The organism is Neisseria sp. P0021.S007 (genome assembly GCF_051956855.1).
In genome coordinates this window covers 380,530-395,750 of record NZ_JBQCXA010000002.1, presented here as the reverse complement: position 1 = coordinate 395,750, position 15,221 = coordinate 380,530, and the positions used below count along the sequence as shown (strand labels likewise).

The following is a 15,221-nucleotide window of genomic DNA, read 5'->3' as shown; positions in this document are numbered from 1 at the left end:
ATTTCTATATTGATTGAATCATTTCAATCAAGCCTCTTGCACATCAACGTCCACCGACCATCGGATTTTGCCGTCCCTGTTTTGCTGTAACACTTGTACCCACAAACTCACGGCGCGATGCAAATCTTGTCGAGATGTCGATTCGAGGAAAACTTGCGCACGTTCGCGTTCGGCAAGGCGCACCATCAGCATGGGGGCGGCGCCGAACTGGGAGACGCTTTCAGGCAAAAGCGGAGCAATGGTTTCTTTGGCGGCGTTGAGAAACTCCATCGCATCGGCAACGCGCGGCGCGTCGGCGCGGACGGCAGTCTGGAAACCGAAGGGCGGCATGGCGAACATTTGTCGCTCGTTCAATTCGTTTTCGGCAAACACGGCGTAGTCCTGCGCTTTGACGGCGGCGAAGACGGGATGTTCGGGCAGTTGGGTCTGTATCAACACCTTGCCGGGTTTGTCGGCGCGCCCCGCCCTGCCGGACACCTGCATCAGCTCGGCGAACAGCCTTTCCGGCGCGCGGAAATCCGCGCTGTATAGACTGCCGTCGGCGTTTAACACGATAACAAGGTTGAGTCGCGCGAAATCATGACCTTTGGCGAGCATCTGCGTGCCGACCAGAATATCGATTTCGTTGTCGGCGATGCGGCGGTACAAATCCGCCCAGTCATTTTTGTGCGCGGTGCTGTCCCTGTCGACGCGGACGACGGCGGCCTTGGGCAGGAAGGCGCGCAGGGTTTCTTCGACGCGCTGCGTGCCGTGGCCGACGGCGGTCAGGTCTTGGTTGCCGCAGTCGGGGCATTTGAATGGGATGGGTTCGCGGTGGTCGCAGTGGTGGCAGCGCAGTTGGCGGGCGCGTTGGTGCAGCACCATCTTGGCGGAGCAGTTCGGGCAGCCGAAGGTATGGCCGCAGTCGCCGCAAAACAGCGCGGGCGCGAAGCCGCGCCGGTTGAGGTACACCAGCGACATGCCGCCTGCTTCAAAGTTCTGTTTCAAAAGCTGCAAGGCTTGCGGCGAGAAGCCGTTGTCGAGTTTCAGACGACCTACGTTGAGGATGTCTACTTGCGGCAGTTGCGCAGTGGTATGGGCGCGTTCGGTCAGTTGCAGCAGGCGGTACGCGCCGCTTTGCGCCTTGTGCCAGCTCTCCAAGCTGGGCGTGGCGCTGCCCAAGACGACGGGACAGCCGCTCTGCTTCGCCCGCCACACCGCCAAATCGCGGGCGTGGTAGCGTAATTCGTTGTCCTGTTTGAACGAGCCGTCGTGTTCCTCATCGACCACAATCAGCCCGACATCATCCATCGGTGTGAACACCGCCAGCCGCGTGCCGATGACCAATTTCGCCTGTCCCAACATCGCGCGCAGATAATCCTGCGTGCGTTTGCCTGCCGCCATTTGGCTGTGCAACACAGCGGTCGGCACATCGGCAAAACGGTCTTCCACCCGCTTCAAAAGCTGCGGCGTGAGGTTGATTTCGGGCAACAGAAACAACACCTGCCGCCCCTGCGCCAACACTTTCGCCATCGCATCGAAATATACCTCGGTCTTGCCGCTGCCGGTGATGCCGTACAGCAAAAACGGCTGAAATTTACCGAAGGCCGTCTGAATTTCATCGGAAGCCTTCTGCTGGTCAGCATTTAATACAAATTCAGAGTGCGAAGCCTGCCCATTGCACGACCTTAAAACGGGTTTCGCCGCTTCCATAGTTTCAATCCAACCCTGTTCCGCCCAATCTTCAATTAATTTCGCCGCCTGCGCGTTCACCTGCTTCAACGCCGCCATCGTCATCCCGCCCGACAGCAGCGCGTCCCACAAAGCCGCTTTTTTGTTGAACCGAGACGGCGGCGGCGTTTGCGCCCTACCCGCTTCGTTCAAAGCGTAAAACAACGGCGGCTGCGGCATTTCCACCACGCGCGTTTCCTTCAAACCTTGCGGCAATGCGGCAAACACCGCCTGCCCGGTCGGATAGTGGTAATAACGCGACGTAAATGCCAACAAATCACGCCAGCTTTGAGGCAACGGCTTTTCTTCCATAAAGGCCGTCTGAACACTCAAAATCCGCGCCGTATCCATATCCGGCGCAATATCCGTTTCCCACACAACCCCAACAACGGTTTTATTGCGGAAAGGCACAAGCACCCGCGTTCCCGGAGGAAGCGGCTCGGAATAGGAATACGTCAAAAGGCCGTCTGAAAGCGGCACGTTTACGGCAATACGGTGGTAGATCATACAAACAATCAAATCATTTTTTCGTATTTTAACAGCCGAAAGCTATTTTCAGACGATAATTTGAGCCTTAGTACAATGCAGACATGACAGAGGTTTGATACAATGCCTTACTTTCAACACACGCAAGTCTCTCGCATGAAAACCAAGTTAATCAAAATCTTAACGCCGTTTGCCGTCCTTCCTTTGTTGGCATGCGGTCAACCTGCCGTATCCAACGCCAATGCGGCGCCTGCTCCGGCCGCCAAAGCGGAAGCGCCTGCCGACAAATCCGTTGCCGCTTCTTTGAAAGCGCGTCTGGAAAAAGTCTATGCCGCCCAAGATTTGAAAGTTTTGAGCGTCAGTGAAACACCGATTAAAGGCATTTATGAAGTTGTCGTCAGCGGCAAACAAATCATCTATACCGATGCTAAAGGCGACTATATGCTCGTTGGCGACCTCATCAACGTCAATACGCGCCAAAGCATGACTGAAGAACGCGCCGCCGATTTGAACAAAATCGACTTCGCTTCCCTGCCTTTGGATAAAGCCATCAAAGAAGTACGCGGCAACGGCAAACTGAAAGTCGCTGTTTTCTCCGATCCGGACTGCCCGTACTGCAAACGCTTGGAGCATGAGTTTGAAAAAATGACCGACATCACGATTTATACATTCATGATGCCGATTCCGAGCCTGCACCCTGATGCCGCGCGCAAAGCCGAGCTGTTGTGGTGTCAACCTAATCCGACCCAGGCATGGATCGACTGGATGCGCAAAGGCAAACTCCCAAGCGGCAAAGCAAACTGCGAAAACCCTGTTGCAGAAACCACTTCATTGGGCGAACAATTCGGCTTCAACGGCACACCGACCGTGGTCTTCCCTAACGGCCGCAGCCAAAGCGGTTACAGCCCTATGCCTCACCTCAAAGAAATTATCGAGAAAAACCAGTAATACAGGGTTTAATCTCCATAAAGGACGCTTTACGCGTCCTTTTTTCATGTCACCCGCCATCAACTGCCTTCAGACGGCCTCGATACTGACAAGTACAAAAAAGGACGTGTCCAACACGTCCTTTTTTCTCTTTACCTTACAGGTAGAATTTTTCAATCACTTTCAGGTTTTCATCCAATTTGTACACCAGCGGCTGACCGGTTGGGATTTCCAAGCCCATGATGTCTTCGTCGGAAATGCCTTCGATGTGTTTTGCCAACGCACGCAGGGAGTTGCCGTGTGCCGCAACCAATACACGTTTGCCGCTCAAGATGGCCGGAGCGATTTGGTCTTCCCAGAAAGGCAGGACGCGCTCGAGGGTAACTTTGAGGTTTTCGCCATCAGGTACGACATCGCTAGGCAGGTTGGCATAGCGGCGGTCGTTGTGGGCGGAGTTAGGATCTTTAGGATCGAGCAGCGGAGGCAGGGTGTCGTAGCTGCGGCGCCAAATGTGGACTTGCTCGTCGCCGTATTTTTCTGCGGTTTGTTTTTTATCCATACCTTGCAGCTGACCGTAGTGGCGTTCGTTCAAACGCCATGATTTGATTTGTGGAACAAACAGTTGGTCGGATTCTTCCAAAACGATGTTACAGGTTTTGATGGCACGGGTCAGAACGGAGGTAAAGGCGATGTCAAACTCGTAGCCTTTCTCTTTCAGCTTTTTACCTGCTGCTGCGGCTTCTGCCAAACCTTGCTCGCTCAGCTTGACGTCGCGCCAGCCGGTGAAAAGGTTTTTCGCGTTCCATTCGCTTTGTCCGTGACGGATGAATACTAATTCCATGATAGTTTGCTCCAATGAAGTTTGGGAAAGGGTATTTATATCACACTTTGCCGCCGCGCTGATAACGCCGGCGGTTTCTTTTGATATGTTGCAAGTTTGCTTTTAGTCTTCAGACGGCCTTGTCGGAAGGTAAACGTCAAAACGCGTGCTTTTGCCTGTATATTGATAAGCAGGTTTGCGCCTATCGAGAAATTCACCCAAGCGCGGGCGTTTGACGACAATGCGCTTTTTGGCGGTATTCAATGCAACGTTCAGAAGCTCGGCTTCGTCTTGTGCCGCACCGACCAAATCGTGAAAGTAAGCCATTTCTTTTTTCACAGCGGCGGTTTTGCGACGCTCCGGATACATCGGGTCGAGGTACACCACATCGGGGCTGCCGTTTTGCGTGGACAATTCCTGCATTAAATCAACGGCATTGCCGAAGTGCAAAATAATTCGCTGGGCAATCTCCCGTGTCTCTTCACTTTGCCCTGCCCTGTTGAGGCCGTCTGAAAGTAGACAGGCAACAGCAGGATTTTGTTCAAAAGTTTGTACATTCAAGCCCAACGAGGCAAGCACAAAACTGTCGCGCCCCAGTCCGCCGGTAGCGTCCCAGACAGTCGGTTGCGCAGTATGGTTGACGGCTTTGGCAATCAACTCGCCTCCACCTTTAGTGCGCCGATAATGGGCGGCACCGCCATCAAAATCAACGCGAACACGGCCTTTTTCACCGGCGCGGCACAAACTGATGCCGCTTTCGTCAGCGATAAGGAAACTGCCTTCTTCAGGCTGCCGATCAATAACGGTCAGCCCGAAAGGTGCAGCAAGGCTGCGAAGTTCGGTAGATGCGGTTTCGTCAAAATAAATCTTGTACATAAGGCTTATGTTTCAGACGGCCTTGAAAACTCAGGCCGTCTGAACGTTTTAATTGATGTCCAAGCGTTCCATACGGTAGCGCATAGAGCGGAAGCTGATGCCCAAAAGCTTGGCGGCTTGGGTACGGTTGTAACGGGTTTGCTGCAAAGCCTGCTCGATGATGCTGCGTTCCACTTGGTCGAGGTAATCCTGTATCTGCATGGTGCGTGGATCAAACGGTGGAATGGGACTGTGATTGAGCGTAGTTTCACGCGCGTCGGGTTCGGCAATATCGTCAAAAGAGAAGCCGCTGCGTTCTGCCTTAACCTGCGGAGCATTTTGAATCTGCAAGTCGTCCACTTGTATCACTTGGCCTACCGTTAGCGCAACGGCGCGTTCGAGGATGTTTTCCAACTCACGGAAGTTGCCGGGATAGCTGTAATGCAACAGGGCTTCTTGGGCTTTCGGGCTGAGTTTGTAGGTTTGATTGCCGTGACGGTGTTTATACAGCAGATACAGAATCAGCGCGCCCAAGTCTTCGCGCATTTCGCGTAAAGGCGGCATATGCAGAGAGACTACGTTGAGGCGGTAATACAAGTCCTGACGGAATGCGCCGCTTTCAACCAAAGCTTCGAGGTTTTTATGGGTCGCACAAATAATGCGCACATCCACAAAGGTTTCCCGCGCATCGCCGATACGACGCACGGCTTTTTCTTGAATGGCGCGCAGGAGTTTGACCTGCATGGCAAGTGGCAAATCGGCAACTTCATCAAGGAACAAAGTGCCGCCGTCAGCGTGTTGGAAAAAACCTAAACGGTCTTGATCCGCACCGGTAAAGCTGCCTTTTTTGTAGCCGAAAAATTCGCTTTCCATCAGGTTTTCAGGAATGGCACCGCAGTTGACGGCAATAAATGGTTTGTCGGCGCGGTCGGACAGCTCGTGAATCGTGCGCGCCGCCTGCTCTTTACCCGTACCGGATTCACCGGAGATATAAACAGGAACAAGGCTGCGGGCCAATCTGCGAATCAGGTGGCGTACTTCGACCATTTGCGGCGAAGTACCCAACAGGCGCGGCATATCGTCCTCGCCTTCCAATACAGGTGCGTCTTGTTGCAAAGCAGGATTGATGCTGCCGGCCGAAAAACGCTCTTTTAAGGAATTGAGCCCTTCCGGAACAGTCAAAGGCCGGTTAAATTCACTCTGTACGCTCTTAGGAGGCGTAACGACAGGCTTAGCCGGCTGAGGTTCGGGTTTATACAGGGCGGCAGAAACAGGCGCAGGCTGCGATTTGACTTTTTCAGACGGCGTGGGTTCGGCAGTATTGTCTGAAACCGACACTGCCGATTTAACCAATGAACGCAACTGCGACAGCGTAATCGGTTTTTGCAGATAATCAAACGCCCCTGCTTTCAAGGCTTCAACAGCTTGGTCGGCATTGCCGAAAGCCGTAATCACGGCGACGGGCGTATCGAGCATCAGTTCATCGATGTATTGGACAACCTCGAGGCCGGAGCCGTCAGGCATACGCATATCGGTCAACACCAGCGAATAATCGTTGTTGTCCAGCTTGTCTTTAGCCTCTTCAACACCAGCCGCAGTATCGACGTGCAGACCCATTTTCATCAGGGTCATTTCCATCAGGTCGCGGATGTCTGCCTCGTCATCGACAACCAAAACCGGCTCTTGCAATTTATTCATCCTGCGCTTGCTCCTTCGGTAAAATCAATTCAAACCCGTTCATTTCAGGGTGATAATGCAGCTGCCCCATATTGGCGTGTGCCAACTCGCGTGCGACGTAAAGCCCCAAGCCGGTGCCTTGTTTTTCGGTGGTGTAAAACGGCTCGAACAAATGATTTCGTACATCGGGCGGCACGCCTTTGCCGTTGTCCGCCACGACGATGGAAATATGCATCCTGCCGCTTGAACGGATAAGGACGGTAATGGCGTTTTCGTCCTGACGGCTGTGTCTCCAAGCGTTGTTGCACAAGTTCCACATCACTTGCTGCAAATGCATGGGGTCAACCAATACGGTCAGATTGTTGCCGTCCATATTCATACGCAGACAACCGATGGCATCGGGATTATTCAAGGTAAATTCCTGCTTGAACTCTAACCAGAATTTCATCAGATTAATCGGCTGGCGGCTGATGTTGTCTCGTTTGTTAAGCAGGGATACGTCTTCCAACATCTTGTCGATACGTTGGATATTGCTGTCGATGATGTTGTAGAGCTTGGCCTTGAGCGGATCTGCCTCATCGCCTTCCTGCAACAAATCGCTGGCATGACGGATGGCGGACATCGGGTTGCGGATTTCGTGGGCGAGGTTGGCAGTCAACTGTCCGAGCGAAGTCAGCTTGGTGGACATGGCCTCCGCAGCCACTTCACGCAATGAGCGGACGTACAACATCAGCAGCTCGGTTTGCTCCTGAATCAGCGGAACGGCTCGGACGTGCATGGCGTGTTGGAAAATATGGATATCGGTTTCAAAAGGTTTGTCGGGTTGACGCTGCCAGCGAGCCACCAGTTCGCCGAACACGATTTCCTGCTGATCGATAATCAGGCTGGGGAAATAGATTTTTGCCTGTTTGTTAAACAGCCACACGCGTTGGGTCGCATCAATCACCACAACCGCTTCCTGTACGCGGTTCAAAACCAAATGGTTCAAGCCGCTGATACGGCGGTAGGCCAGTTGATGGCGGCTGGCGGACTCTGTGGCCTGCTCCAGATAACGGGCGGCAAACGAGGTCAGCATCGCCACCAGATAGCTGGCGCCGATCAGCATCAAAGAATTCGCCACTGATTTTGCATCCCAATTAAATGAATCGAAACGCATACTGCCGTCTAAAAACAGGTTCAAAATAAACAACATTGCCGTATAGCCTGCATACAGCATAGGATAGTGGCCATAACTGAGCAGACACGACGTGGCGACAAACGGCAAAACCAAAATTCCGAAACCAGAAGCCGTACCGCCGGAGATATACACCAAAACCATCATCATGGTGATGTCGACCACGGCACTGGCATTGGGCAAATCCAAAGACTGCCACTGCCAGCCCGGGCGGAGCACGGAGAGCATAATCAGGAAGAAATACAGCGTTACCCAGATATAAAACTCAACGGCCGGCAACGAAACGCCAATCAGGTTGCCACCCGTGTAGCTGCCGAACGCGTGCAAAACCAAAAGCGGCAAGACGATGGCTATTCGGGCAATGTTGATTACACCGGGAATCCGCTCCCTCAGATTACCCAGTTCTTGAAGATTGGCTCTGTTCATAAGTGAACCTTTTTTATTATCATGCAATGTCGTATAAATTTAATTTATTTAGATATATTTGTTCTTGTTTCAGGACAAACTTTTCAGACGGCCTGATATTTCCAATACCTTGCCTTTTTTACCGCGTTTGCCGTCAATATCGGCAATACGCAGTTTTTCCTGATGTTCTGCGCCGCGTCGGCCGACCGATACAACGGTAAACTCAGGAGAGGTCGTCACCATAATGTGTTCCAAAGATGCACCCTCAGCCAACGACATCAGCTGCAAACCGCGGCCTTTAGGCATGACTTTGAGTTCGCCGATGGAAAACGCCAAGAGACGGTGGTCGCTGCTGGCCAGTACGACTTTGCAGTCGGGATTGATCAGCGAAGAAGCATAGACGGCAACCGGCGGCAGGACGGTTTCGCCGCTGTCCACGGTCATGATCACTTTACCCGCTTTCACGCGTCCGATCATATCGGCCAACTTGGTGATAAAGCCGTAGCCGCCGCTGCCTGAAAGCAAGTAATGCTGTTCGGGCTGACCAGTGAGCATGGCGACGGGTTTCGCGCCGTTTTGCAGCTCGATTAAGGATGAAACCGGCACGCCGTCGCCGCGTCCGCCGGGGATTTCGGCGGCATCAAGCGTATAGGTTCTGCCCAATGAATCCAGGATGACGACGGGTAAAACCGTGCGGCCTTCGATGGTTTGCTTGAGGCGGTCGCCTTCTTTGAACGCGGTTTGGCTCAAATCAAGGTTGTGTCCGGCACGGCTGCGTATCCAGCCTTTTTCCGACAGAATCAGCGTGATGGGTTCGTCGGCGGTGGTTTGTGTCAGCACGGCGCGTCCGGCCTCTTCCACCAGCGTGCGGCGCGCGTCACCAAACTGCTTCATGTCCGCCTGCATCTCTTTGATAATTAGCTTACGTTTTTCGTTTTCGTCGCCCAAAAGAATATTCAGACGACCTTGTTCTTCGCGCAACTCGTTCAATTCTTTTTCGAGTTTGAACCCTTCCAATCGCGCCAACTGACGCAGGCGGATTTCCAAAATGTCTTCGGCTTGGATTTCGGTCAGCCCGAACGCCGCCATTAAATCGGCTTTCGGATCATCTGATTCACGAATGACTTTAATCACTTCGTCAATGTGCAGAAAGACTTTCAGACGGCCTTCGAGGATGTGCAACCGTTTTTCCACTTGACTCAAACGGAATTTCAGACGGCGTGTTACGGTAACGACGCGGAAATCCAACCATTCCTGCAAAATCGTTTTCAGGTTTTTCTGCGCAGGGCGGTTGTCCAAACCCATCATTACCAAGTTCATGGACACATTGCCTTCCAGAGAAGTCTGCGCCATCAGCGTGTTGATGAAAGTATCCGTATCGATGCGGCTGGATTTTGGTTCAAATACAAGACGCACAGGATGTTCGCCGTCTGACTCGTCGCGCACGCGGTCGATTAAATCCAGCATCAGCTTTTTGGTGTTGAGCTGGTCTTGGTTGAGCTGCTTTTTTCCCGCTTTCGGTTTCGGGTTGGTTTGTTCTTCGATTTCGGCAAGGATTTTGGCGGAATTGGCGTTCGGCGGCAGCTCGGTCACAATCACGCGCCATTGTCCGCGCGCCAGCTTCTCGATTTCATAACGCGCACGCACGCGCACGCTGCCTTTGCCGGTTTCGTAAATCCGACGCAATTCGTCTGCCGGCGTGATGATTTGACCGCCGCCGGCAAAATCGGGCGCAGGGATATACTGCATCAGGTCGGCGGTTTCCAGCGTCGGTTTCTTCAACAACGCAATCGCCGCCTGTGTGACTTCGTTTAAATTGTGCGATGGGATTTCGGTCGCCATACCCACCGCAATGCCCGACGCACCGTTGAGCAACACCATAGGCAGACGGGCGGGCAGGTGTACAGGTTCGTCAAACGCGCCGTCGTAGTTCGGCACAAAATCCACCGTCCCCTGATTGATTTCGGACAACAGCAATTCCGCAATCGGCGTCAGCCGCGCTTCGGTGTAACGCATCGCCGCCGCCCCGTCGCCGTCGCGCGAACCAAAGTTGCCGATGCCGTCGATTAAGGGATAGCGCAAGGTAAAATCCTGCGCCATGCGAACCATCGCTTCATAGGCAGAACTGTCGCCGTGCGGATGGTATTTACCCAAAATCTCGCCGACCACGCGTGCCGATTTCACCGGCTTCGCCCCCGCCGTCAAACCCATATCGCGCATGGCAAACAAAATACGCCGTTGTACAGGCTTTTGGCCGTCTGAAACTTCAGGCAGCGCGCGGCCTTTGACCACGCTCATGGCGTATTCGAGATAGGCGCGTTCGGCGTATTGACCTAACAGCAGGTAGTCTTCACCGACAGGAGATGGACTTGGAGCGGAAATGTGTTCTGTCATCAGGATGGTAAAACGAAATAAATTAAAGAAGGATATTGTAAAGCAAAATCGGTAGTCATAGCCAATTTGAGTGATGAACGGTAGCGCAGCGACAATAAGGCTTTCCGAATCAGGTCAGCAAATGGAATCCGTTTCGACAAAAAAGGCCGTCTGAAACCCTTTCATGTTTCAGACGGCCTTTTCATTTTGGTTTTAAATCAAAACTTCGTTATTCTGCAGTAGCCGGTTTGGCCGCAGTTTTAATGGTTAAGGTCACCGCTGCGGCAATGGCCAGGGAAACACCGGCAAAAGTCATCGCGTTGGCAGGGTTTGAACCCAAGAAAGTTCTGTACACCCAGCCGAAAGATACGGTTTCAATCAGCATTGGAATCACAATCATCATGTTCACAATACCCATGTACACGCCGTAACGTTCTTTCGGAATAGAACCGACCACAATCATAAACGGCACGCCCATCATACTTGCCCAACCGACACCGAAACCAATCATCGGCGCAAACATCAGGTATTTGTTGCCGATGTGCGGAATGGTGAGCAAGGCTAGTGCGGCAAGGGTTACGGCAAAGGCGTGAACATATTTGGCGGCGTATTTGCGCGCCATCCACATCAGGCCAAAGGCGGAGATAAAGGTTATCACGTTGTAAAAACCGTTTACCAGGCCGGTCCATGCAACCGCTTGGCTATACGCTTCGGTATTTTCAACGGTCGAATCCCAGACGGATTGGACGATACTGTGGGAAATATATTGCCAGTAGATGAAGAGCGCGTACCATTGGAAGAGATACACCAAGGCCAGTTGCCACAGGGCAGTCGGCATTTCGCGCACGGCAACGACAATATCTTTAACAGCATGGGCCGGACCGCTCGGCTGGGCTTTAATGGCCGCCATTTCTTCAGGGCTGGGCTCGCGTTCGGCCGTTGATAAAACGGTAATCAAAACCGAACCGATGGAGCAGACCGCACCAATATAAAACGAACCGAATACCCAATACGGAATGCCTGCTTCGGAAGTTTGTTGCAACCAGCCGATTTGTTGGAAGATATAGAGGGAAACGTTGGCCAGGGTAATGCCCAAGCCGGTAAACACAGACTGCATCAAGAAACCGGTGGATTGCTGGTGTTCAGGAACGGTATCGGCAATGAAGGCACGGAAAGGTTCCATTGCAGTATTATTACTGATGTCCAAGAGCCACAGCAGCAATACGGCCACCCACAAGGCGGTAACGTGCGGATAGATAAAGAGACAGAGACTGCAACCAATGGCGCCAATCAAGAAATACGGACGGCGGCGGCCCAATCCGGGCACCCAAGTGCGGTCACTCATCGCACCAATCATCGGCTGCACCAGCAAACCGGTAATCGGGCCTGCCATATTCAAAATCGGCAATTGGCTCGGATCGGCATGAAGAAAGCTGAAAATCGGGTTAATCGCAGTTTGCTGCAACCCGAAGCTATATTGAATACCGAAGAAACCGAAGTTCATCAGCATAATCTGGCGAAGTGTCATCGCCACTTGTGGGGAGATTTTCATAGTAAGGCTACTCCTGGATAATAAACTATGGAAACAACAAACTCCAATTTCAGCGGTATGACGCTTTTATTGTATTGGGCCGCCTTTTTAATGAGGCAATCCTGTTTTCAGACGGCCTTTATTTTGACCGTTTACATAATCTTATTTTGATGTGTGTTTGCGTTGTTTAAAGCTTATTTTCAGGCCGTCTGAAACTATTTATTAATCACAGACTGACGCCAGATGGTTTCCCCAACGACCTTGACTGACTGAACCGAGCCGGTCGGGTGTTCAATGTATTGAAACAGCAAATCCGCCGCCATCGCGCCCATGCGCAGATAAGGCAGCTCGGTACTGGTCAACGGCGGAAACAGCGTCTCCGCAATCGCGCTGTGGTTATCATAGCCGGCAACCGAAACTTGCTCGGGAACCCGCACGCCGCGCGTCCTCAAAATCCCGTACACGCGTACTGCCATTTCATCGTTACCGCAGCAAATGACCGTCGGCGGAAGCGTCAAAGACAACAGTTTCAAAATAGCCGAAATCAAAGATCCGCTGTCATTGCTGAAGTCAGGATAACCAGTTTGCACCAAATCAGGATCGAAGACAATATCCGCATCCGCCAAAGCCCGGCGGTATCCGGCCAATCTCAATCTCGTTGCTTCTACGCCCGGCTGCAAAGTCACATAAGCAATCCGTTTGTGTCCGCTTTGGATAATCCGGCGCACCAAGCCATACTGCCCTGCTTCATCGTCCGGCAAAACCGACGGCGTACCTGCCAAATCGAAACAGTTGACCAACACCATCGGGCAACGGTTGGGCACTTCCGGCAGCAATACTTCCTGATGGAAACCGGCCACATATAAAATCCCCTCGGCACGATGCTCCATAAAGGTACGGATCAGCGGCTCCATCTGACCGGGCTGCCCTGGCTTGTTGTCGATGTCGGCAATCATCAAAATCTTGCCTTGTGCACGAATCTGCTGCTGAATGCCCTTAATCAAGAACATATCCGGTATGCCGTGTCCGCCCGTATTCTCGCCTGTCCGCGAAATGGCGCCGGTAATCAGACCGACCAAGCCGGAACGGTGTGACCGCATAATCCGCGCCGCAGAAGACGGGATATAGCCCAAAGCAGCAATCGCTGTTTCTACTTTAGAACGGGTTTTATCACTGACCGGCGCATCGCCGTTAATCACCCGGCTGACCGTCTTGGGAGATACCCCGGCATAAGCAGCGACATCATAAATTGTAGCCATCTTACGGACCCGTCCCGACAAGATTTCAATAATGTTACATAGGATAACACAGCAGACATCGGTGTCATACCCCTTTTTTTTACAGAAACTTGATGATAATCAATCATTTCTTTTTCATTTTGCATACATTTCTTAAACAAAAACACCCCCGCCACCTCCCAAAACCTGTTCAAATTTGTTAAACTACAAGCCACTACAAAAAAGCAGGAAATACCTATCTATCCTGCTTATTTTACCGTTACATACTAAGGAAACGAGATGACCGCATACTCAGACGCATGGCAGGCCTTGGAAGCCCATCATGCCGATACGCAACACGTTACCCTGCGCGAACGTTTCGCTGCAGATGCCGAACGTTTCAACAATATGCACGAAATTCTGCACGGTTTGTTATTTGATTACAGCAAAAACCGTCTGGATGAAAATACCCTTGATTTATTGTGCCAACTGGCCGAAGCAGCCGATTTGCCACAATATATGCAGGCCATGAGCAGCGGTGAAAAAATCAACACCAGCGAACACCGCGCCGTTCTCCACACTGCTCTGCGCCTGCCTGCCAATGCCAAACCTGTTTACGTTGACGGCGAAAACATCGTGCCCAATGTTCATCACGAACTCAACCGCGCACTCGAGTTCGCACGCCAACTTTTAGACGGCACCCACGCAGGCATTACCGGCAAACCGATTACCGACCTGGTTCACATCGGCATCGGCGGCTCCGATTTAGGCCCGCGCATGGCCACACAGGCGCTGCAACCCTATTGGCAGAACATCCGCGTCCACTTTGTCAGCAACTCCGATGATGCCGACCTGACCCAAACCCTTCTCGGTCTCAACCCCGAAACCACCGTATTCAGCATTGCCAGTAAATCATTCCGCACACCAGAAACCCTGCTCAATGCCTATGCGGCGCGTACTTGGTACCGTGATGCAGGTTTGCCTGATTCCGGCATCTACCGCCACTTCTGCGCCATTTCCGCCGATGTGGCCGCAGCCCAAAATTTCGGTATCTCCCCCGACAAAGTCTTTGCTATGTCCGACTGGGTCGGCGGCCGCTATTCCGTCTGGTCGCCTATCGGCCTGCCGCTGATGGTTGCAGTCGGCGAAAAAGCATTCCGCAAAATGCTGGCCGGTGCACACGCGATGGACACCCATTTCTTCGAGGCCCCATTCCGCCGCAACATTCCCGTCCTGATGGCACTCATCAATGTTTGGTACAACAACTTCCAACATTCAGACGGCCAAACCGTTGTCCCATACAGCCACAATATGCGCCTCTTTACCCCATGGCTCAACCAGCTCGATATGGAAAGCCTCGGCAAACAGCGTACTTCAGACGGCCAACCCGTTTCCTGCACCACCGGCGGCATTGTCTTCGGCGATGAAGGCGTCAACTGCCAACATGCCTACTTCCAGCTTCTGCACCAAGGTACGCGTCTGATTCCCGTTGATTTCATCGTCCCCATGACCACAATCTACGGCAACCACCGCCAACACCGCTTTACTGTTGCCAATGCCTTCGCCCAAGCCGAAGCGCTGATGAAAGGCAAGACCTTAGACGAAGTACAAGTCGAATTGGCCGCACTGCCCCAAGACGAACGCGACCGTCTTGCGCCGCAAAAAGAATTCCCCGGCAACCGTCCGAGTAACAGCTTGCTCATCGACAGCCTGACACCTTTCAACCTCGGCATGCTGATGGCAGCCTACGAACACCGCACCTTCGTTCAGGGCGTAATTTGGCGTATCAACCCCTTCGACCAATGGGGCGTGGAATACGGTAAAGAGCTGGCCAAAACCATCGAACCCGAACTCGAACGCGGCACCCCGGCACACGACAGCTCCACCAACGGTCTGATTGCCTTCTACCGCAACTGCAACGCAGCATCGAAGGCCGTCTGAAAATAAAATATCCGTAAAACAAACATATCTGCCTGTCTTACGGACATTTCAAAAACCTATCGGCTTGTTCCAACAAAAGGCCGTCTGAAACTTAATTTGTCAAAG

The 15,221-nt window shown here is 52.5% G+C and carries 10 protein-coding genes; 2 read left to right on the top strand and 8 right to left on the bottom strand.

Annotated elements, in window-relative coordinates; all coding sequences use genetic code 11:
• Positions 1-27: 27 nt before the first annotated feature.
• On the bottom strand, positions 28-2,217 hold the full coding sequence (locus ACTHUR_RS04900; protein ID WP_004518837.1) for a primosomal protein N': 2,190 nt from the start codon (positions 2,215-2,217) through the stop codon (positions 28-30).
• Positions 2,218-2,352: 135 nt separating this feature from the next.
• On the opposite strand from ACTHUR_RS04900, the gene ACTHUR_RS04895 reads away from it, so the two are divergent.
• Positions 2,353-3,144, top strand: coding sequence for a DsbC family protein (locus ACTHUR_RS04895; RefSeq protein ID WP_004518838.1), 792 nt, complete (start codon positions 2,353-2,355; stop codon positions 3,142-3,144).
• Between the two features lie 136 nt (positions 3,145-3,280).
• On the opposite strand, the gene ACTHUR_RS04890 is transcribed toward ACTHUR_RS04895, so the two are convergent.
• The 7 genes from ACTHUR_RS04890 to ACTHUR_RS04860 form a co-directional block, all read right to left on the bottom strand.
• Positions 3,281-3,964, bottom strand: a complete 684-nt coding sequence (locus ACTHUR_RS04890; RefSeq protein WP_049337039.1) for a 2,3-diphosphoglycerate-dependent phosphoglycerate mutase — start codon at positions 3,962-3,964, stop codon at positions 3,281-3,283.
• Between the two features lie 102 nt (positions 3,965-4,066).
• On the bottom strand, positions 4,067-4,819 hold the full coding sequence (locus tag ACTHUR_RS04885; protein WP_004518840.1) for a class I SAM-dependent methyltransferase: 753 nt from the start codon (positions 4,817-4,819) through the stop codon (positions 4,067-4,069).
• Positions 4,820-4,867: 48 nt separating this feature from the next.
• Positions 4,868-6,496 (bottom strand): sigma-54-dependent transcriptional regulator, encoded by a 1,629-nt coding sequence (locus ACTHUR_RS04880; protein ID WP_004518841.1) that lies wholly within the window; start codon positions 6,494-6,496, stop codon positions 4,868-4,870.
• Complete coding sequence (locus ACTHUR_RS04875; RefSeq protein WP_004518842.1) at positions 6,489-8,075, bottom strand: two-component system sensor histidine kinase NtrB; 1,587 nt, start codon at positions 8,073-8,075, stop codon at positions 6,489-6,491. The genes ACTHUR_RS04880 and ACTHUR_RS04875 overlap by 8 nt, the downstream gene beginning before the upstream one ends.
• Positions 8,076-8,144: 69 nt before the next feature.
• Positions 8,145-10,448, bottom strand: coding sequence for a DNA topoisomerase IV subunit A (gene parC / locus ACTHUR_RS04870; protein WP_004518843.1), 2,304 nt, complete (start codon positions 10,446-10,448; stop codon positions 8,145-8,147).
• Positions 10,449-10,656: 208 nt separating this feature from the next.
• Positions 10,657-11,979, bottom strand: coding sequence for an MFS transporter (locus ACTHUR_RS04865; protein WP_049344509.1), 1,323 nt, complete (start codon positions 11,977-11,979; stop codon positions 10,657-10,659).
• A gap of 194 nt (positions 11,980-12,173) precedes the next feature.
• Complete coding sequence (locus tag ACTHUR_RS04860; RefSeq protein ID WP_049344511.1) at positions 12,174-13,217, bottom strand: LacI family DNA-binding transcriptional regulator; 1,044 nt, start codon at positions 13,215-13,217, stop codon at positions 12,174-12,176.
• A 258-nt stretch (positions 13,218-13,475) separates the two neighbouring features.
• Between ACTHUR_RS04860 and pgi the strand changes: the two genes are divergently transcribed.
• Entirely contained in the window at positions 13,476-15,116 is a 1,641-nt protein-coding gene (gene pgi / locus ACTHUR_RS04855) for a glucose-6-phosphate isomerase (RefSeq protein ID WP_070695292.1), read from the top strand.
• Positions 15,117-15,221 lie beyond the last annotated feature (105 nt).